Origin of the sequence: Senegalia massiliensis, assembly GCF_009911265.1 — a bacterium.
GTDB classification, from domain to species: Bacteria; Bacillota; Clostridia; order Tissierellales; family SIT17; genus Anaeromonas; species Anaeromonas massiliensis_A.
On the sequence record NZ_QXXA01000005.1, the window covers coordinates 297,523 to 318,666 of the forward strand.

A 21,144-nucleotide genomic window follows, 5' to 3' on the forward strand; every position below is an offset into this window, starting at 1 on the left:
AAAAGGGTGGATATTCCCTTTTTTATTTTAATTAAAATTTAATTTATATATCTTTGTTCTCAACAAAAAATAAATCATCAAAACTTCCTAATTCTACCTTTTTATCATCAATGTAGTCAATATAGATAAGATTATTTTTATATCCCATTTCACTTTTTAGCATTTTCTTTTTTAATATTATATTGTTTTTTGTATCATCTATTAATATTTCAATTTTAAAAATATCTTTATCATTAGAAAATAATATATCTCTATATGCAGTTATGAAAATTTTATTATCATCTATTCTATTTATTTTATAATTAAATTTTCTATCTTTTTGTTTTGTCTTATATATTATATGCTTTTTAGTAAATTCTATATATGTTTCATCATCGTATATCCAATTGCCTAATAATGAATCTTTCATTTTAAAATTCTTTCTAGCTTCTCTTTTTACTTTAGATTTTTGTAAATTACTATCTATCTTTTCTTCAAAATCAATTTTGTTATATATCTCATCTATATTTTTATCTATACTATACCAATTGTCATCATATAACATATTATTACCTTTAAATGAGATTTTTCTTTCTTGATCACTACTTTCATAAGTAAATATAATTTTATATCTATCTTCTGTTTCATCTCTTGATAAATTTTCAATATTTACTTTTTTACCCTCTATATCTTTTAGTACTTTTTTAAAAGACTTTAAATCCTGTACTTGCTTATAAGCTGATCCTTTATATATAATTATTTTATCAACATCTTCAAAATAAGTACTTTTTATTAAACTTTGTTCTTCATTTTGAATTGAACATCCTATTGTAAATGATGTTATTATACATATAAATAAGATACAGACTTTCTTTGAATAACTCATTATTCCCTCCAATATATGACTTATTATTTTAATATTTATTAGTAGTCTTTCCTTTAATAATATGTCTAAACTGTCCCCATTTCCCAAATCTCCTACCTATTAAACATACGATACCTTTATCAGTCTCTGTTCTTATGACTCTCCCCATGGATTGTAATACTTTATTCATTCCAGGATACATATATGCATATTCATATCCTAGTCCATTTTTTTCATTGAAATATTCTCTTATTATATTTCTCTCTAGACAAATTTTCGGAAGACCAATTCCAACTATTATAGCCCCTGTAAGTCTATCGCCTTTCAAATCTATACCTTCTGAAAATATTCCTCCCATCACTGCAAATGCTATTAAAGTATTTGTTGGGTTTTGCTTAAATGATTTTAAAAATTCTTCCCTTTCTTCCTCTTTCATTCCTATCTCTTGTACCATTGTTCTAAATTGTGGAAATTTTTCTATAAATACATCATATACATCTTCCATATATTTATATGATGGAAAAAACACTATATAGTTACCTTCTTTATATTTAGTTGTATCATATATTACATTAGCTATTTTTTCATAAGAATATTTTCTGTCTCTATATTTTGTGGATATGCTATCTTTTATTATTATTTTAAGATTTCTAGGATCAAATGGAGAATCTAAAATCATTACATTATCTTTTTCATTTCCTCCTAATATATCTTTATAATAATCTATAGGACTTAGTGTTGCTGAAAAAAGAATTGAAGATAATCCACTACCTAATGTAGTAGATAATAAATAAGATGGATCCAAACAAAACATTTTCAACTTTACATTTTTCCCCTGCAATTCAGTATAAGTTACAAACCTATCATCATAATCTTCTGATACTCGTAGAAAAGATAATACATTAAAATATAATTCTAATAAATCTTTATGCTCTTTTTTATCTCCATTTTCCTTTAACCAATTATCAGCTTTTTTCACAAACCCCTTTAAGGGATAAAATATATCTTCTGGTTCTTCTTTTTCTAAAAAATAATCATTATTTTCACATTTCTTTTTTATCTTTAAAAAATAACGATTTATTTTATCTAATGATTTTGCCATTTTAGGTTCAATATCTTTAAATAATCTTTTTAATTCTAAAAAGTCATTTTTAAAAAGTTCTGCTGAAAACATGTCTCTTGACCTATCTACTAAATTATGAGCTTCATCTATCAAAAATATATATTTGTTTTTATCTTCAATAAAAAATCGTTTCAATTTAGCTTTTGGGTCAAATACATAATTATAGTCACATATAACACTATCTGCCCATATACTTATATCTAATGAAAATTCAAATGGACATACTTTATGTTTTAATGAATATTTTTCTATTGTTTCACGTGAAATGATATCTTCATTAGTAATTAAATCATATATTGCATCATTTATTCTATCAAAATGCCCCTTTGCAAATTCACACTCATCTGGATTACAACTAGATTCTTTGCAAAAACAAATTTTATCTTTAGCTGTTAATGTTATTACTTTGAAACGCAAACCTTTATTTTTTAGTATATTGAAAGAATCCTCTGCTACTGTTCTAGTTATAGTTTTAGCCGTAAGATAAAAAATCTTTTCTCCTTTACTTTCTCCTATAGCTTTTACTGATGGAAATATTGTGGATATAGTCTTTCCTATTCCAGTTGGTGCCTGTGCAAATAATTTTTTTTCTTGTTCTATTGTTCTATATATACCTACTGATAATTTTCTTTGTCCTTTTCTATAATTATCAAAAGGAAATTGTAATTTTTTTATGGACTCATCACGAGTTCTTATCCACTTTCTAGAAAGGTCTGCCCAAATATAATATCTATCTGTTAAATTTTTAAAAAACTTTTCCAACTCCTTGTAGGTGTAAGTATTTCTTATTCTTTTTATTTCTTCTGTATCTATTTCTACATATGTGAGTTGAATATCTATTCGTTCCAAATTATTATCCATAGAATGGATATAGGCATAACATTTAGCTTGTGCCCAATGAAGTTCATTGAAATTTTCATCTATTTTTTCAAGTGATGTTGTAGTTGATTTTATTTCATCTATTATAACTTTTTCTTTTTCTGTTATAATTCCATCTGCTCTTCCTCCTACTGTAAGTATTAAATCCTCAAATTCTACTTCAGTTTTAAGTGTAACTTCAGGCATATAGTTTTTATCCATCTTTTTTTGTACTAATTGATGAATTCTTGTTCCTTCAGTCATTCTATTTCTTCCTATATATGTGGAGTTTATATCTCCACTTCTAAGTATAAATTCAACTAAATTTCTTACAGATATTTTAATATTCATAAATTTTATCACCAATATTATTTTATCATATTTATGGTTGCAAAAATAACTTTTGGGGTATATAATAATATATGAATAATTGCTCATATATTCAATTATAATTTAATGAGGTGAAAACATGACTAAAGATATTCCAGTTTGTAATTGTAATGAAATACATGAAGATGTACTTAAAAATGTAAAAAATGATTTACCTAAAGATAATTGTCTTTTAAATCTTGCTGATTTTTTTAAAGTATTTGGAGATTCCACAAGAATAAAAATCATATATGCTCTTTATGAGTCTGAAATGTGTGTATGTGATATAGCCGAACTTTTAGATATGACTCAATCAGCAATTTCCCATCAACTTAGAACTTTAAAAGATAAAGGTGTTGTAAAGTATAGAAAAGAAGGTAGAACTGTATTTTATTCATTAGATGATGAACATATATATGAGATTTTGAACTCAGGACTTACTCATATTTGTCATAAATAGAAAGGGGAGAATTATTATGAGTATAGAAAAAAAATTAATTTTAGAAGGATTAGTATGTACCAGTTGTGCAGGAAAAATAGAAAGAAAGATAACTAGTTTAGACTATGTAAATAATGCAACTATAAACTTTTCTAATGGTAATTTAATCATTGATATAAAAGATCAAAAAAAATCTAAAGAAATATTAGAGAAATCTAAAGAAATAATTAAAAAAATAGAACCTGATGTAAAAGTTTTCGATTATGAAGAAAAAGAAAACCTAAAAGAAAAGGAATTAGATAAAAAAAACAACATCATAGATACTATTGGAAAAGATAAAATTCTAAAATTATCTATTGGTCTTATTATATTTTTAACTGCGATAATAGGTAATTTTAGTAATTCAATAGAAGTTACACTTTTTATAATAAGTTATGTTCTTATAGGTGGAAATGTACTTTTAACCTCCACTAAAAATATATCTCATGGCCAAGTTTTTGATGAAAACTTCCTTATGAGTATTGCTACCCTTGGTGCATTTTTTATAGGAGAATATCCTGAAGGTGTAGCTGTAATGCTATTTTATGAACTTGGAGAAATTTTTCAAGATATAGCAGTCAATCGTTCTAGAAATTCCATAAAGTCACTTATGGATATTAGACCTGACTATGCTAATCTAATTGTAGGAGATAACAGTAAAAAAGTTGACCCTGAAAAAGTAAATATTGGAGACACTATTATAGTAAAGCCTGGTGAGAAGATACCCCTAGATGGTACAGTTACAGAAGGTAGTTCTATGGTTGACACTTCTGCTTTAACTGGTGAGTCAGTACCACGTTCTGTTAAAAAGGACGAAGAAGTTCTTGCAGGGTTTATTAATAAAAATGGAGTATTAACTATTAAAGTTACAAAAACTTTTGGTGAATCTACTGTAGCAAAAGTACTAGACTTAGTTGAAAATGCTGGAAATAGAAAAGCCCCTACAGAGAAATTCATTACTAAATTTGCAAGATATTATACACCAGTAGTAGTATTTTCTGCTCTTGCCCTAGTTATAATTCCACCTCTTGTAATAGAGGGTGCTGAATTTAGTGAATGGTTATATAGAGGACTTGTATTTTTAGTTATATCTTGTCCTTGTGCCCTTGTAGTATCTATTCCACTCGGATTTTTTGGTGGTATTGGATCTGCATCTAAAAATGGTATCTTGGTTAAAGGTGGAAATTATCTTGAAGCATTAAATGAGATAGATATTGCAGTGTTTGATAAAACAGGAACTCTTACTGAAGGTATTTTTGAAGTTACAGATATTAAAGTTCATAATGAATATAGTAAAGAAGATGTGCTAAAATATGCAGCATATGCAGAAAATTTTTCTAATCACCCTATAGCTACTGCTGTAGTAGATGCATATGGTGATGAGATTAGAAATGAAGAAATATCTAATTATAATGAAATAGCAGGTCATGGAATTGAAGTAAATTATGGTGACTCTAAAATATCTGTTGGCAATAAAAAATTAATGGATAAAAATAATATAGAGATAATTGAATCAACTGAAATAGGTACAATTATATATGTAGCTAAAGATAATAAATTCATAGGATCTATTGTTATTTCAGATAGAATAAAAAAAGATTCAAAAGAAACTTTAAGCAACCTCAAACAGTTAGGTATATCTAAAACAGTAATGCTTACAGGTGATAATAAAGCTATTGGTGAGAAAATAGCTAATAAATTAGGTATAGATACAGCTTATACAGATTTATTACCTGATGGCAAAGTAGAAAAATTAGAAGATTTATATAAAGAAAAACAAAAAAATAAAAAACTTGCTTTTGTAGGCGATGGTATAAATGATGCTCCAGTTCTTGCAAGGGCAGATATTGGTATAGCTATGGGAGGACTTGGTTCAGATGCAGCAATAGAAGCTGCTGATGTAGTTCTTATGACAGATGAACCTTCCAAACTAGTTGATTCTATCAAAATAGCAAAAAACACTAGAAAAATAGTATATCAAAATATAGTATTTGCATTAGGTGTAAAGCTTATAGTTTTAGCTCTAGGTGCATTAGGATTTGCATCTATGTGGTCAGCAGTATTTGCAGATGTTGGTGTAACACTTCTTGCAGTGTTAAATTCACTTAGAGTACTAAATACTAAATTATAATAAATACTTTGGCGGTATTTGCCAAAGTATTTATTTGTTTGAAATATTATAAACATAAAGAATTTTCATAGTATTAAATTTTATTAACAAATTGTAAAAGACATTAGTGCAAAAAGTTGATAAAATATTTAAGTAACTTAAAATATTTATTATAGGAGGAATTATTATGAGTAATAATATTCAGACAAAACAGAAATTTAAGTTATTTAATAAATTTCTAAATGTCATTGAAAATGTTGGAAATAAACTTCCACATCCAGTAACAATATTCATACTATTTGCTCTAGCTGTCATCATAATATCTGAAATCGCTTTCAGAGCAGGCTTATATGTAGATTTCTATGATGCAAAAGCAGGAGCAGATCAAACCGTATCAGCTGTTTCACTTCTTAGTGCTGATGGATTAAGGTTTATGATTAATTCAGCAACAGTAAACTTTACAAGTTTTGCTCCTCTTGGAACAGTTCTAGTAGCAATGCTTGGAGTTGGAGTTGCCGAAGGGACAGGACTCATAAATGCAGCTCTTAAAAAATTAGTATTGAGTACACCTAAAAGACTAATAACTGCAGTTGTTGTTTTTGCAGGTGTTATGTCAAATATTGCATCAGATGCAGGATATGTAGTTTTAGTACCATTAGGTGCAATGGTATTCTTAAGCTTTAAACGTCATCCTTTAGCAGGACTTGCTGCTGCTTTTGCAGGGGTTTCTGGAGGATTCTCAGCGAACTTATTATTAGGTACATTAGATCCACTATTAGCCGGTATAACAAATGAAGCGTTAACTGCTAGTAAAATGGATTTATCTATTTTACCAACTTCTAACTATTATTTCATGGTTGCATCAACATTCCTTATTACAATACTAGGTACTTGGGTAACTGAAAAAATAGTTGAACCAAGACTTGGCGAATATAAAGGAATAGATACTAATGAATCAATGGAAGTTACAAAGTCAGAGGTAAAAGGTTTAATTGCAGCAGGTCTATCTATATTAGTATTTGGTGCAATAATGTTATATTTAACAGTACCAGCAAACGGTATATTAAGAGTTGATGGCTCTTTAGATGCATTTACTCATGATGGTTTAGTTCCAGCAATAATGTTATTCTTCTTAATTCCAGGTTTAACTTTTGGAATGGTTTCAGGAACTGTTAAAAATGATAAAGATGTAGTTAAATTCATGTCTAAATCAATGGCTTCAATGGGTGGATATCTAGTACTAGCTTTCTTTGCTGCACAATTTATTCAATATTTTGCTTATACTAATTTAGGTACAATACTTGCAGTAAGTGGTGCTAATTTCCTTGAAGCTATAGGATTTGTAGGATTCCCATTAATCATAGCATTTATAGTAGTAGCAGGATTTATAAATCTATTTATAGGATCAGCTTCAGCTAAATGGGGTATTATGGCACCTGTTTTTGTTCCAATGTTATATAAATTAAATTTCTCACCTGAGTTTACACAACTTGCTTATCGTATAGGAGATTCTACAACTAATATAATATCTCCACTTATGACTTACTTTGCAGTAATAGTTGTATTTGCTCAAAAATATGATGAGGATACAGGTATAGGTACTTTAATTTCAACTATGGTACCATACTCAATAGTATTCCTACTTGGCTGGACAGTTCTTCTTGCAGTTTGGTATATGTTAGGAATTCCTATCGGACCAGAAGCTTTCATAAGAGTAAATTAAACAAAAGTCACCCAATTGGGTGATTTTTGTTTTATAATAGTATACAATTAAATAAAGGAGATGATTAAATGATAAATAAAGATAGAATTGTTGAAGAGTTTATGAAATATGTACAAATAGATAGTCCTACTAAAAATGAAAAAGAATTTGCAGAATTTTTAACCAAAGAATTAAAAGAGCTGGGATTTGATGTATATATAGATAATGCAGGAGATAAAGTTGGTAGTAATACAGGTAATATCATTGCTAAACTTAAAGGTACAATAGATGTTGAACCTATATTATTTAGTTGTCATATGGATACAGTGTCTCCAAGTATAGGAATTAAACCAATAATAAAAGATGGTGTTATATACTCTGATGGTACAACAATATTAGGTGGAGATGACAAAGCAGGTATTGCAGCAGTTATAGAAGCTTTAAAGGTTATAAAAGAAAATAATATAAATCACGGTCCTATTGAAGTAGTATTTAGTGTTTATGAAGAAGGCGGATTAAATGGAGCTAAGAATTTAGAATATGATAAGATAAATTCTAAAAGAGCTTTTGTATTAGATAGTGGTGGAGATCCTGGACAAATCATAATACAAGGTCCTGCACAAGACAAAATAGATGTTAAAGTTATAGGAAAGCCTGCACATGCTGGTGTAGCCCCAGAGGAAGGTATAAGTGCAATAAATGTAGCAGCTCATGCTATAAGTAAAATGAATTTATTAAGAATAGATAAAGATACTACTGCAAATATAGGAAAAATAGAAGGTGGTAGTGCTACTAATATAGTAACTCCTGAAGTAACTATAAAAGCAGAATCAAGAAGTCTTAGTGATGAAAAATTAGACAAGCAAACATCACATATGGTAGAAACATTTAATGATACTGCAAAAGAATTTGGAGCAAAAGCAGAAATAAATGTTGAAAGAATGTACAGTTCTTTTATCATAGATGACAATGATGAAATTGTAAACATGGTTAAAAAAGCATGTGAAAATTCTAATATAAAGCCTTTCCTAGATGCAACTGGCGGTGGAAGTGATACTAATATATTAAATGCTAATGGAATAAAAGCAATAAACTTAGGTATTGGAGAAAGAAAACCACATACATTAGAAGAACATATGCATATTAAGGATCTTGTTAGTTCAGCAAATTTAATATTAGAAATAATTAAATTATCATCTATTTAAATTAAAAAGAACTTTTGGTTTAGATTAATCTAAACCAAAGGTTCTTTTTTAAAATAAATCTAAAAATATTCTAATTACCTCTGCTCCACCTATCATAGTTCCAAGTACACTACCTAGATTTGCAAGAACTACTACAAGTAATATATGAGTTACTTTGTTTTTCCAAAATCCTTTTACTGTTGTAATATCGTCTGATAAGTTTTCAAAATCTCTTACTTTTGGTTTTCTAATAAATGCTTCTGCAAGTCCTACAAACCAACCTGCTGCAAGTAGAGGATTAAGTGAGCTTATAGGTGCTACTATAAAAGCTGTAAGAATAGATAATGGATGTGCTAATGCAATAAGAGCTCCTATTGCTGAAAGTGTACCATTCCATAGAACCCACCCTATAGTTTGATCTAGTGCCATTTCACGACTATTAAAAAGTGTAAAAAGTATTATAGCTAAAATTACAATAGGTATGGCCCACTTTATATATTTTGAAGTATTTGATTTTGGTGGTAAACTTTTAAGTTTATTTAAATTATTTTCTTTGTGTATTTCTTCTTTTATTCCTGGTATATGTCCTGCACCAAGTACTGCAATTATTTTATTTCCTGGGGCATCTTTTATTTTCTGAGCAAGGTATTTATCTCTCTCATCTATTAATGTAGTTTTAAGCTTTGGAAATGAATCTTTTAATTCATCTAACATTGAAGTTAATATATCTTCTGTTTTTAAACGCTCTAATTCTTCTTCACTTACTTCCTCATCACTAAACATGCTATAAACTAGTCCTGTAAGTAATTTCATTTTACCCATAAATCCTATTCCTCTCCAAATACGTTGAAATGTTATTTGGATGTCTCTATCAGCCAAAACTATTTTTGCATCATTTTCTTTTGCAGAATTTATAGCTGTTATCATTTCTTGTCCTGGATTTATTCCAAATTGATTTGCCATTCTCTTTTGAAATGAACTCATCATTAAATTTACAAGTAATAATGTAGCTTTTTTTTGTTTTATCACAGATACTATATCAGTATTACTCCATTTTTTACCTTCAGTTATTGATTTATATCTTCCTTTATCAAGCTCTATACATACTGTATCAGGTTTTTCATTATCTATCATCTGTTTTACTTGTTCAGCACTTTTTTTGGATACATGAGCTGTACCTATAAGTATTATTTCTTTATCATTTATATTTAACCTTGTAATGTTTTCTTCTGCCATATTACCCTCTCTTTCTAAATCACTCATATATACATTATATACTTCTAGAAAGATGATAACAACAAAAGATTAGCCTGTTATAAATTTTATTTTCTTATTTCGTACATATATATTTACAGGTGTATTTAAATATACTTCTCCATCTGTATCAATCATCATTTCATTTTTTGTTTCTAATTTAATTTCACTTGCTTTTATATGTTTTATTTCATTTTCCGTTATATTTTCTTCAAAATTTTCTTTCTGAGTTAAATATTTAATTAAAAGTGAAAAACCAGAATTATAAACTATAAATATATCAAATATACCATCTGTCATAGATATACTTTTTACTGGTACTAATGTAGATTCTACATAATTTCCATTTAATATTACTACCATTCCTGCTTTATCTTTTAATTTCTTATTTTCTGTATGTAAAATAAATTCAAAATCATCTTTTTCATTCATACTCTTTATAGTACTGGTATAATAACTTATTCTACCCATAATATTTTTAGTTTTAGGATTTATATTTTCAGATATATCAGTAATAAGTCCTGTACCTACAAAATTTGTGAAATACCTATTATTAACTTTTCCAATATCAATTTCTGACACATTACCTTTTAATATAGTATTAGAAGCATCATTTAAATTTAGAGGAATATTTAAGCTTCTAGCAAAATCATTACATGTACAACTAGGAATTATAGCAACTATTGGTGAATTTTTTAATCTTTCTATACCATTGATAATCTCATAATCCTTTCCTTTTTCATATGTTATTTCCTCAGCATGGTTTGCTTTTTTGGTTTTAGCTATAGTTAAATTATCTATTTCATTACTTAAAATAGGGATAATTTCTCCAAGTAATTTATTTATTTAAAATATACCCTATTTTAAGCTCTGTATTTCTTTTTATAACTTTTCTTATTGGTTAACTGAATACCCCCAAGTCCTGCTCCTGAAATTCCTCCAACGATATGTGCCATTTGCGATATATTATCTTTTAATGTTATTGCATCAACTAATTCTCTACCTATAAAAATTACTGCCACTATTATAAGTGTAAGTGGAATATAACCTGATCTTGTATTTGCAAATGAACTAAGGATTATCATCATAAATACTATTCCACTTGCTCCTATAAGTCCCGTACTAAATAAGATTACATTTAAAACCCCTGTTATAAATGTAGTAATTAATATCATTTTTATTAATGGTTTAGAACCATATTTTTCTTCTAATATAGGACCTAACAATAATATTATTAGAAAATTACTTGTAAAATGTTGCCATGAACTATGTCCTAGTACATAACTAAAAAGTCTAATATATTGCATAGGGTCATCTACAGATGTTCTATAGTTAGTAAAAATATACGTCATAAACTCTATTCCATATATCTCTTTTAATAACAATACACCTAGTGCAGTAAAAGTAAATGTTAATGTAACTGGTGAATTATAATTAATTTTAAATCTATCCATAAAATCAATCCTTTACTTTTATTTATTCTATATATTCTATAAATGTAGCCTAATATCCTTTATTTTAAACTACCATTGAATTTTCGTAAGATAAAATATACAATAATTTTAAAAGGAGACTGTAATATGCATATAAAAAATATATTAAAAGAATATTTCGGATATGATGATTTTAGACATGGACAAGAAGAACTAATACAATCAGTATTAAACAAAAAAGATGTACTTGGTATAATGCCTACTAGTGGAGGTAAATCTATATGTTATCAAATACCTTCTTTGATACTAAAAGGTAGTACATTAGTGGTTTCTCCTCTTATTTCACTTATGAAAGATCAGGTAGATGCTCTAAATGAAATAGGAGTATCAGCTACATTTATAAATAGTACACTTACTAGCTACGAGTTAGAAAATAGATTTAACAATATACAAAATGGAAAGTATAATCTTATCTATATAGCTCCAGAAAGATTAAATAATATAGGATTTAGAAATATAATAAAAAATATAGAAATTCCTTTCTTAGCAATAGATGAGTCACATTGTATAAGTAAGTGGGGTCATGATTTTAGACCTAGTTATAAAGAAATACCACGATTTATAAATAGTTTAGATAAACGTCCAATAATAGGAGCTTATACTGCTACTGCTACTGAAGAAATAATAGAAGATATAAAAATACTTTTAAATTTGAATAAGCCTGAAGAAATTGTTACAGGTTTTGATAGAAAAAATCTATATTTTAAAGTTGAAAATAATATTGATAAAAGGTCATTTATATTAAATTATTTAAATGATAAAAAAGATGAATCTGGCATAATATATTGTTCTACAAGAAAAGAAGTAGAATCATTATATGAATTTTTAAATTCTAAAGGACATAAAGTAAGTTTATATCATGGTGGAATGAATAATGCAGATAGAGAAATTTCTCAACAAGATTTCATATATGATAAAATATCTATAATGATAGCTACAAATGCTTTTGGTATGGGAATAGATAAATCAAATGTTAGGTATGTTATTCACTATAATATTCCTCAAAGTATGGAAAATTATTATCAAGAAGCTGGCAGAGCTGGTCGTGATGGAGAAGATAGTGAATGTATATTGCTTTTCTCACCTCAAGATGTAGCTAAACAAAAATTCTTGATTAGTGAAAGTCATAAAGACCCTGAAAGAGCTTCTATTAGCTATAAAAACCTTCAATATTTAGTTGATTATGCATATAGTCATGATTGCCTAAGAGGTAAGATACTTGAATATTTTGGAGAGATAGACGTTAAATCTAATTGTAATAACTGTAGTAACTGTAGCATTGAACATGAGTTTAAAGATGTAACTATTGAAGCTCAAAAGATACTTTCATGTGTATATAGATTAAATGAAAAGTTTGGTACCACAGTTGTAGCTCAAGTTTTGAGTGGTTCAAAAAACAAAAAAATATTAAGCTTTAATTTAGATAAAATATCAACATATGGAATAATGAAAGATTATACTGAAAAAGGAATTAAAAATATAATAGCAATGCTAATATCTCAAGGTTATTTATCTCTTACAGAAAGTAAATATCCTATAGTAAAACTTACATCCCTTTCTAGAAAAGTATTAAAAGGAAAAGAAAAAGTATATATGGCTATAGATATGTTTAAAGATAAAAAGGAAATTACTCCTGATTATTATTTAGAGTTATTTGTAGTCTTAAAAGATTTAAGAAAAAAATTAGCATTAGAAAAAAATATACCACCTTATATTATATTTTCAGATACTACACTTAAAGAAATGGCAACTTATCTCCCTATAGAAAAGGATTCATTTTTAAATATAAAGGGAGTTGGAGATAAAAAGTATGAATCTTATGGTGATATATTTATAGAAAAAATAAGAGATTTCAAAGAAAAAAATAATGTTAAATCCTCACCAAAACAGATAAAGTATACTGATTCTATTGAACCTAAAATTAAAACTCATATTGAAACATATAATTTGTATAGAGAAGAAAAAACAATAGATGAAATATCTGAAATTAGAAATCTTACAAAGGATACTCTATTAAACCATTTTGTAAAGTGTCAAGAAGAAGGTAAAGAAATTAATTGGAATGATTTTGTAGACATACAAAAGGAAAAAGAAATTTTAAATGCTATTGATAATGTGGGTAAAAAATATCTGAAACCTATAAAACAAGCTATATCAGATGATATTAGTTATTTTGATATAAAGACAGTCATATATAGAGAAAACTATAAAAAAAGTCCTGCTTAAATTGCAGGACTTTTTTATTCGAATATCTTTTTATATTCACTATATCCTTCTTTTTCTAAGTCTTCTCTTTGAATAAATTTTAATGCTGCACCATTTATACAGTATCTAAGACCACCTTTATCTTTTGGACCATCTGTAAATACATGACCTAAATGAGAATCTCCTGATTTACTTCTTACTTCAGTTCTCCTCATACCATGACTTAAATCACTTTTTTCTTTTATATTTTCTTCTATAGGCTTTGTAAAACTAGGCCAGCCACAGCCTGAATCATATTTATCTTTTGAAGAAAATAGTGGTTCACCTGTAACTATATCTACATATATTCCTTCTCCCTCATTATTATTATATTCACTAGTAAAGGGTCTTTCCGTTGCATTTTCTTGAGTCACTCTATACTGTTCTTCAGTTAATTTTTCTCTTAATTCTTTGTCTGTAGGTTTATTATATTTTTCACTCAAATTATCACCCTTTCATAACCTTATAGTGATAATATACCCTATTTATGTTAATTAAAATATACTAATTTTTATATGATTTTTCAGATATTAAATTTATTATATCTACTAATTCCTTTTTTATATTACTTTTTACATTAACATCTTCTATATTTTCTACTATATTAGCTATATTTGATAGCTTAATTTCTATATTTTTAAAATAATCTATTTGATTATTTTTTCTATCATTATTAATTTTTTTAATATCTTTTTCATGAATTTCTTGTAATTCTTCTTTATTTTTAGTATGAGATATCTTAATTTTAATATTAAACTTTTCTTTTAATTTATTTTCTATACTATGTAATATATCTTTAGATTTTTCTATATTATTATTTGGTAAAATAATAATGAATTCATTTTTTTCACTTCTAATTGCTATATCCACAAGTGATAATTTATCTTTAATTATATTTGTTATATTATTTATATTTTTTTCTAATTCTATTGATGGATTAATAGAAATTGTCATCATGGAGTACATATCAGTTTTAATAGGAGACATTATATTTTGTTTTATTTTATTCCAAAGGTTTTTATTATATAGGCCTGTTACTTTATCTGTATAGGCCATAGATATAAGTTCATTTGAATTTGATGATTTTATACTATAAAAATTAGCAAAAAAATACTTTCTGAAATCTAAATCTAAAGATTCAATTTTTATAATATAATTTTTAATTATTACTATATTATTATCAACTAATTCTTTTTTTATTTGTTGTCTATTTCTTTCAATATATTTAAGGTTCTTATCATCTATATTAGGATATTGTAATCTACCTTCAGTATCAAATATAATAAAAGTTCCTTCTTTTTTAGAAAGAGTATACTTATCCATGATATTCACTTCCTATAATTTTCTATAATTAGGTCTATAGTCCTATAATATAACTTTAAAAATGTATAGTCAACCTATTTTAAATATTAAAAATATTTATCCTATTATATTTATAGTCATATTTGGGAATATTTATTACTGATATTACATTATATTTAGGAGAGATTATATGAAAAATTTTGAAAATGAACCACTATCTTATTGGTTAGATTCAACAGAGAAAACAAACTATCCTTCCCTTGATAAAGATATAAATACTGATGTAGTAATAATTGGAGGAGGGATTGCAGGCATTACATCCGGATTTATATTAAAAGAAAGAGGTTTAAATGTAGTCATTTTAGAAGTAGATAATATATTAGAAGGTACTACTGCTCGTACAACTGCAAAGGTTACATCCCAACATAACCTTATGTATAACAAACTTATAAAAGAAATGGGAGAAGATTATGCTCGTAAATATTTACAAGCAAATGAAGATGCTATAGACTTTATAAAACAAATAATAAAAGAAAAAAATATAGATTGTGATTTTACTGAATTACCAGCATATGTTTATACAACTACTGATAAATATATAAAAGATATTAAAGATGAAGTAATAGCTGTACAAAAACTTGGGAAAGATGCAGTGTTTGTAGAAACTCTAGACCTTCCTTTTAACGTAAAAGGTGCTATAAAATTTGAAAATCAAGCACAATTTCACCCTAGAAAATATCTCCTAAAATTGTCTAAAGAAATAAATTCTAATGGAAGTTATATATATGAAAAGACTAAAGTAGTAGACATAAAAGATGAAAAGACTGTAAAAGTTATAACTAGTAATGAAAATATAATTTCAGCAAAGAAAGTAATAATAGCAACTCACTTTCCTATAGAAAATTTTAGAGGATTATATTTTTCTAGAATGTATACAGAAAGATCTTATATATTAGGTGCTTTATCTAAAGATAGTATTCCAAATGGAATGTATATATCTGCAGAAAAGCCTATAAGGTCATTAAGATATCAAAATTATAATGACAAGAAAATGCTATTAATAGGTGGAGATGGTCACAAAACTGGTCAAGGTGAAAATACTAAAAAACACTATAATAATTTAAAAAAGTTTGCAGAAGAAAACTTTGAAATAGAAAGTATTCCATATAGATGGTCAACTCAAGATTGTATGCCAATGGATGACATACCATTCATAGGTAAAATAACAAGTAATTCAGAGAATATATTTTTATCTACTGGATTTAAAAAATGGGGAATGACTAATGCGACTGCAGGAGCAATGATTTTAGCTGATATAATAACAAATGGAAAAAGTCCATATAGTGAGGTGTTTTCTCCATCTAGATTTAATATAAAGGGAAGTATATCTAATTTTATAAAAGAAAATTTAAATGTAGGGTATGAATTTATAAAAGGGAAATTAAAAACTGGAAATATTGATATAGAAGTAGCTACAGGACAAGGAAAAGTAGTAGATTTAAACGGTAAAAGAGTTGGTTTCTATAAAGATACTGAAGGTAAAACTTATATAGTTGATACTACTTGTACCCATTTAGGATGTGAACTTTCATGGAATGATGCTGAAAAATCATGGGATTGTCCTTGTCATGGTTCCAGATTTTCATATGATGGAACAATTCTAGAAGGTCCTGCTTTACATGAACTTAGTGTAAAAATAATAGATGATTAGAGTATATACTCTAATCATCTATTTCTATTCCTTCTATTATTTCATAATTTCTCTTTATCACTTTTCTTCCTCGCCAAGCAAAAGCTCTATCTCCATATTTCCTTTTAAATCCCTTATTGCTCATATCTTTAATTTGATCATAATCTAATCTATGAATTAAATCTTTTTTAAACTCTTTTATATTAGTTTCTTTTATTCCATCATTATGAGGGCAAACTAATTGACAAATATCACAGCCGAATAAAATATTATCTTTTTTTATTATCTCTTTATCTATATCATCTATATCTCTTTTTTTTTGGGTAATAAATGATCTACATCTTAAAGGATTAATATCAAAGTTTCCAAGTATAATATTGCCAGGACATTCATATTTACATTTCATACATTGAAAACAAGTCTTATCTAGAGGCTTGTCATGTTTAAAAGGATAATTATTAATAATATAGCCAATAAAAAAGTATGTTCCATAGTCATCATTTATTAAATGAGCATTTATACCAAAAAAACCAAGTCCTGCTCTATAACCTAAATATCTATCTACTAAATGCCCTGTATCTACATGTACTTGATATTCAAAGTCATCTATTTTTTTATTTAAAAATTCACCTATTTTTTCTAATTTTTCTTTTACTATTAAATGATAATCTTTTGAATAAGTATAATTTGATAAGTTAGATCTTTTATTTTCTTTTGTAATATATGGAAAGAGACAAACTATAATAGATTTTGCATTTTCCATAGTAAGTGTAGGATCTACTCTCAGCTCTATACTAGAACCCTCTAATCCTGTAAGCTGTCCTTCTTGTTTTCTACGAATTAATATATCTTCTAATTCTTTATATGGACCAATATCTGCTATACCTACTTTTTCTATTTCTATTGATTTTACATATTCTATTAATTCCTCTTTCATATAATCAATCCTCTTATTTTATATCAAATATTTCTTCTAATTTTTTTCCTAATCCATCTTCAGTATTTGGTCCTATAATTTCATGATTTGGTAACTCTTTTATTAATTTATCATGTGCATTTTCCATTATATAGCCTTTCCCAACTGTTTTAAGCATTTCTAAATCATTTAATCCATCTCCAAAGGCTATTGTTTCTTCAAGTGATATGTTATGTCTTTTTAATACTTCCTTTATAGCATACCCCTTTGATACACCTTTTGGCATTACTTCAAGGCATGTATCAAGTGAAAATGTTATATTTAATTTTCCTGGATATAATTTTTCTATTCTTTCTTTTAAATCAACTAATTTTTCATGTTCCAAGCTTAAAAAGAATACCTTATGTGATTTTATATTTTCTAATGTTTTTAAATCAGTTATTTGATATAAAAAAGGGGAGTCTTTTACAAAGTCATCTAAATAATCATTTTCTTTCTCTATATACCATTCATTTTCCATATATATATTTTTATGAATATCTTCTTCAATGTCTAAATTTATTAATCCTTTTACTATTTCTTCATCAATATCATGTCCAATTAATTTATTTTTATCCTTATCATGTATTCTACCACCATTTGATGTTATAAATATTGAATCTAAATTTAAACCATTTCTTACAAAATCAATATCTTCATGATGACGTCCAGTTGCAATAAAAAACTTTACACCTTTATTAATTACTTTTTCTATAACTTGTTTAGTATATTCACTTATTTTATGATCACTATTTAAAAGTGTACCATCTAAGTCAGATATTATAGCCTTATATTTCATTTTTATCTCTCCTCTTTGCATCTCTTTTATCCTCTAACACAAGACTGTATTTTGCTTGTTTTATACACAGACTACATATAATTATATGTAGTCTGTGATTTAATTAATTTTAGTTACCAATAGTAATAATTTTACAAAATAAATAATTAATATCCTAACTGCTTTCCTACAATAATTACTTTTATTCTATCTTTGATAAACTGTCCTCTAATTATTGTAAAATCATTACATATTCTATTAGGACTTTTACAATCTACACAATAGCCTAAGGTAGTACATGGAGTGTTTTTGTCCAATCTTTTTGCGTCAATTGGAGCAGAGTAATTCCTAACTCTTTTTTCTGCTTCTTCTATGTTCTTAACAATCTTATTTATACCGGTTACTAAAATAACCTGTTTAGGTCCATAAATCATTGGTGCAACTCTACTTCCATTACCATCAATATTGTAAAGTTCTCCATCTTCGGTCAAGGCATTTGTACTACACATAAAAGTATCAGCAGAAAAATTTTTTATATAGATTTGCTTTTTTTCTTCACTTGTAATACCTTCTCTGTACTTATCTAAAAAAGTGTAATTTCCTTTACGAAGAAAATCTATAGCACCTGTTTCAAAGAGTGTCATTGAGTCACCTACACCAACTACAGAATTTTCACCTATAAGTTCCTTTAAAAGTCCTTCTAATTCAACATGATCCTTGACGAAAAAACCTTCCATATTGCGTTTTCTTAAATTATTTATAGTTCTTTTAATTTGTTCTTCTAAATACCATAAAACATTATTATCCATATAAATGTATATCCTTTCCATAAATATAGTTCAACTATTACTTTTATAATAATAATATCATATTTCATAATATCTAACATTTAGGAACTACTATATAATTACCTATACTATATTTCTGTTATTTTTTATGTTTCTTCCTTAAATCTTTGAAAAAGTTTTTCATTATATTAGAACATTCTTGTTCCATTATACCAGTAATCATTTCTACTCTATGATTTAACTTATCATTTTGAACAATATTCAATATTGAACCACATGCGCCTGCTTTTTTATCCATTGATCCTATTATTAATTTATCTATTCTAGAGTTTACAATAGCTCCAGCACACATAGCACAGGGTTCTATTGTGACATACATAGTACATCCTGTAAGTCTCCATCCTCCAAGTATCTCAGATGCATCTTGTAATGCAATTATTTCTGCATGAGCTGTAGGATCATTCAATTCTTCTCTCATATTATATGCACTTGCTATTATTTTACCATCTTTTACTATAACACACCCTATAGGTACTTCTTCTTTTTGGTATGCTATTTCTGCTTGTTTTAATGCTTTTTTCATAAAATAATTGTTCAATCTTATTCTCCTAATTATAATAAGAGTCCTTTGATAATACAAAGAACTCTTTCTTTTAAATTTATTTACTTTATGGTGCTCCCGAGAGGAATCGAACCCCTGGCCCACGCCTTAGGAGGGCGTTGCTCTATCCTACTGAGCTACGGGAGCAATATTATAAATCCTTATCTATTATATATTAATTTACTTATATTGTCAATGATAATTACTTCCATTACAACCATCCAAATAAGGTTCTATATATTCTAATAAAAATATTAGCTTTTTTTAAATCTCTATTTGCAAATAAATCTAATTTATATTTCAACTTTTTATTTTGATAAACTTCTAGTATCCCTACTTTTTTATCTTTTTTTAAAGGAAGTTTTAAATTTTCATCTATTAATACTTTTGTACTTATTTTATCACCATTTTTAACTATCAAATATTCATCCTTCTTTGGTACTAATTTCACATCTTGATTTTTAGCCTTTTTTAAATTTATATTTATACCTTTATCTTTTGATATTATTTCTTTAGTACCAAAATTTTCAATTCCATATTCAAGTAACTTTTGACTTTTTTCTTTTCTTTCCTTTCTAGTTTCTGCCCCCATTACTATAGCAATAAGTCTCATTTCTTTATCCTTATTCTTATCTTTAGGTAGTTTTATACTTGATACTAAACATAATCCTGCAGCATTTGTATTACCTGTTTTTATTCCATCTACTAATGGCATACCTTTAAGAAGTGGATTGGTATTTTCTTCGAATTTTCTAGGATTTATTTCTATATACATTTTATCTGTTATTTCTAAAATTTCAGGATACTGATTTAATATATATCGAGTTAATATATTTATCTCTCTTATTGTCATAGTATTTTCTCTTTTATCTTCTTCAGGTAATCCATTAGGATTATAAAAAACTGTATTTTCAAGACCTAATTCTTTTGCTTTTTGATTCATCATCTTTACAAATTCAGCTTCACTACCTGCAACATGTTCTGCAATTGCAATACATGAATCATTGGCTGAAGCTATAAGTATAGATTCTATAAGGATTTCAAGTGGTAGCATATCACCTTTTTTCAGATAAAAAGTTGATCCATATTCTTTTGGTGGATTTTCACCTACTGTTACAATATCACTTAAATGAACTTTTCCTTCTTTTAAAGCATCTTTTGTAACAACATAAGTCATAAGTTTTGTAATACTTGCTATCTCTATTTTTTTGTCAACGTTATTTTCATAAAGTATTTCTCCTGTTTCATAATCAACAAGCATAGCTCCTTTTAGTCCTTCACTTAATTCATCTGCATATGCAAATTGACTAAAGCACATTATTATTAAAAGACATATTATAATTATCTTTTTCATTTTTTCCCCCTTTTGAA

18 protein-coding genes and 1 tRNA gene are annotated in these 21,144 nt (G+C 26.8%); 6 read left to right on the forward strand and 13 right to left on the reverse strand.

Translation table 11 applies throughout. The features are described from left to right. Window positions 1–43: 43 nt before the first annotated feature. Together D3Z33_RS05655 and D3Z33_RS05660 are read right to left on the reverse strand one after the other, a co-directional pair. Window positions 44–865, reverse strand: coding sequence for a hypothetical protein (locus D3Z33_RS05655; protein ID WP_160196794.1), 822 nt, complete (start codon window positions 863–865; stop codon window positions 44–46). A gap of 28 nt (window positions 866–893) precedes the next feature. Continuing rightward, window positions 894–3,176 (reverse strand): ATP-dependent DNA helicase, encoded by a 2,283-nt coding sequence (locus tag D3Z33_RS05660; RefSeq protein ID WP_160196795.1) that lies wholly within the window; start codon window positions 3,174–3,176, stop codon window positions 894–896. A 118-nt stretch (window positions 3,177–3,294) separates the two neighbouring features. Here D3Z33_RS05660 and D3Z33_RS05665 point away from each other — a divergent pair, with 118 nt between their 5' ends. The 4 genes from D3Z33_RS05665 (at window position 3,295) to D3Z33_RS05680 (ending at window position 8,689) form a co-directional block, all read left to right on the forward strand. Then, complete coding sequence (locus D3Z33_RS05665; protein ID WP_160196796.1) at window positions 3,295–3,654, forward strand: ArsR/SmtB family transcription factor; 360 nt, start codon at window positions 3,295–3,297, stop codon at window positions 3,652–3,654. 16 nt (window positions 3,655–3,670) lie between these two features. Then, on the forward strand, window positions 3,671–5,803 hold the full coding sequence (locus tag D3Z33_RS05670; RefSeq protein ID WP_160196797.1) for a heavy metal translocating P-type ATPase: 2,133 nt from the start codon (window positions 3,671–3,673) through the stop codon (window positions 5,801–5,803). Window positions 5,804–5,969: 166 nt separating this feature from the next. Continuing rightward, on the forward strand, window positions 5,970–7,505 hold the full coding sequence (locus D3Z33_RS05675; protein WP_160196798.1) for an AbgT family transporter: 1,536 nt from the start codon (window positions 5,970–5,972) through the stop codon (window positions 7,503–7,505). A gap of 68 nt (window positions 7,506–7,573) precedes the next feature. Next, a complete protein-coding gene (locus tag D3Z33_RS05680; RefSeq protein WP_160196799.1) occupies window positions 7,574–8,689 on the forward strand; it encodes a M20/M25/M40 family metallo-hydrolase in 1,116 nt (371 codons plus the stop codon). Window positions 8,690–8,737: 48 nt separating this feature from the next. Here the strand turns inward: D3Z33_RS05680 and D3Z33_RS05685 are convergent, their stop codons facing one another. From D3Z33_RS05685 to D3Z33_RS05695, 3 genes are read right to left on the reverse strand one after another with little or no spacing between them, the layout of a single operon-like run. Next, complete coding sequence (locus D3Z33_RS05685; protein WP_243153422.1) at window positions 8,738–9,931, reverse strand: TraB/GumN family protein; 1,194 nt, start codon at window positions 9,929–9,931, stop codon at window positions 8,738–8,740. Window positions 9,932–9,973: 42 nt separating this feature from the next. Further along, window positions 9,974–10,768 (reverse strand): YegS/Rv2252/BmrU family lipid kinase, encoded by a 795-nt coding sequence (locus D3Z33_RS05690; protein WP_160196837.1) that lies wholly within the window; start codon window positions 10,766–10,768, stop codon window positions 9,974–9,976. 17 nt (window positions 10,769–10,785) lie between these two features. Beyond that, complete coding sequence (locus D3Z33_RS05695; protein WP_201750443.1) at window positions 10,786–11,376, reverse strand: rhomboid family intramembrane serine protease; 591 nt, start codon at window positions 11,374–11,376, stop codon at window positions 10,786–10,788. Window positions 11,377–11,502: 126 nt separating this feature from the next. Here D3Z33_RS05695 and recQ point away from each other — a divergent pair, with 126 nt between their 5' ends. Further along, complete coding sequence (recQ, locus tag D3Z33_RS05700) at window positions 11,503–13,641, forward strand: DNA helicase RecQ (RefSeq protein WP_160196801.1); 2,139 nt, start codon at window positions 11,503–11,505, stop codon at window positions 13,639–13,641. A gap of 14 nt (window positions 13,642–13,655) precedes the next feature. On the opposite strand, the gene msrB is transcribed toward recQ, so the two are convergent. Then, window positions 13,656–14,102: a peptide-methionine (R)-S-oxide reductase MsrB gene (msrB, locus tag D3Z33_RS05705; RefSeq protein WP_160196802.1), complete on the reverse strand. Its 447-nt coding sequence runs from the start codon at window positions 14,100–14,102 to the stop codon at window positions 13,656–13,658. 61 nt (window positions 14,103–14,163) lie between these two features. Beyond that, a complete protein-coding gene (locus tag D3Z33_RS05710) occupies window positions 14,164–14,982 on the reverse strand; it encodes a hypothetical protein (RefSeq protein ID WP_160196803.1) in 819 nt (272 codons plus the stop codon). Between the two features lie 169 nt (window positions 14,983–15,151). Between D3Z33_RS05710 and D3Z33_RS05715 the strand changes: the two genes are divergently transcribed. Further along, a complete protein-coding gene (locus D3Z33_RS05715) occupies window positions 15,152–16,672 on the forward strand; it encodes an FAD-dependent oxidoreductase (RefSeq protein ID WP_160196804.1) in 1,521 nt (506 codons plus the stop codon). 10 nt (window positions 16,673–16,682) lie between these two features. Here the strand turns inward: D3Z33_RS05715 and queG are convergent, their stop codons facing one another. The 6 genes from queG to D3Z33_RS05745 all read right to left on the reverse strand — a co-directional run bounded on the left by queG (window position 16,683) and on the right by D3Z33_RS05745 (window position 21,127). Further along, complete coding sequence (gene queG / locus D3Z33_RS05720) at window positions 16,683–17,588, reverse strand: tRNA epoxyqueuosine(34) reductase QueG (RefSeq protein ID WP_160196805.1); 906 nt, start codon at window positions 17,586–17,588, stop codon at window positions 16,683–16,685. Window positions 17,589–17,601: 13 nt separating this feature from the next. After that, window positions 17,602–18,405 (reverse strand): Cof-type HAD-IIB family hydrolase, encoded by an 804-nt coding sequence (locus tag D3Z33_RS05725; RefSeq protein ID WP_160196806.1) that lies wholly within the window; start codon window positions 18,403–18,405, stop codon window positions 17,602–17,604. A 146-nt stretch (window positions 18,406–18,551) separates the two neighbouring features. After that, window positions 18,552–19,193: a lactate utilization protein gene (locus D3Z33_RS05730; RefSeq protein WP_160196807.1), complete on the reverse strand. Its 642-nt coding sequence runs from the start codon at window positions 19,191–19,193 to the stop codon at window positions 18,552–18,554. A gap of 118 nt (window positions 19,194–19,311) precedes the next feature. Further along, complete coding sequence (tadA, locus tag D3Z33_RS05735; protein WP_160196808.1) at window positions 19,312–19,770, reverse strand: tRNA adenosine(34) deaminase TadA; 459 nt, start codon at window positions 19,768–19,770, stop codon at window positions 19,312–19,314. 73 nt (window positions 19,771–19,843) lie between these two features. Then, a tRNA-Arg gene (locus tag D3Z33_RS05740) sits at window positions 19,844–19,920 on the reverse strand. 64 nt (window positions 19,921–19,984) lie between these two features. After that, window positions 19,985–21,127, reverse strand: a complete 1,143-nt coding sequence (locus tag D3Z33_RS05745; protein ID WP_160196809.1) for a D-alanyl-D-alanine carboxypeptidase family protein — start codon at window positions 21,125–21,127, stop codon at window positions 19,985–19,987. Window positions 21,128–21,144: the final 17 nt, after the last annotated feature.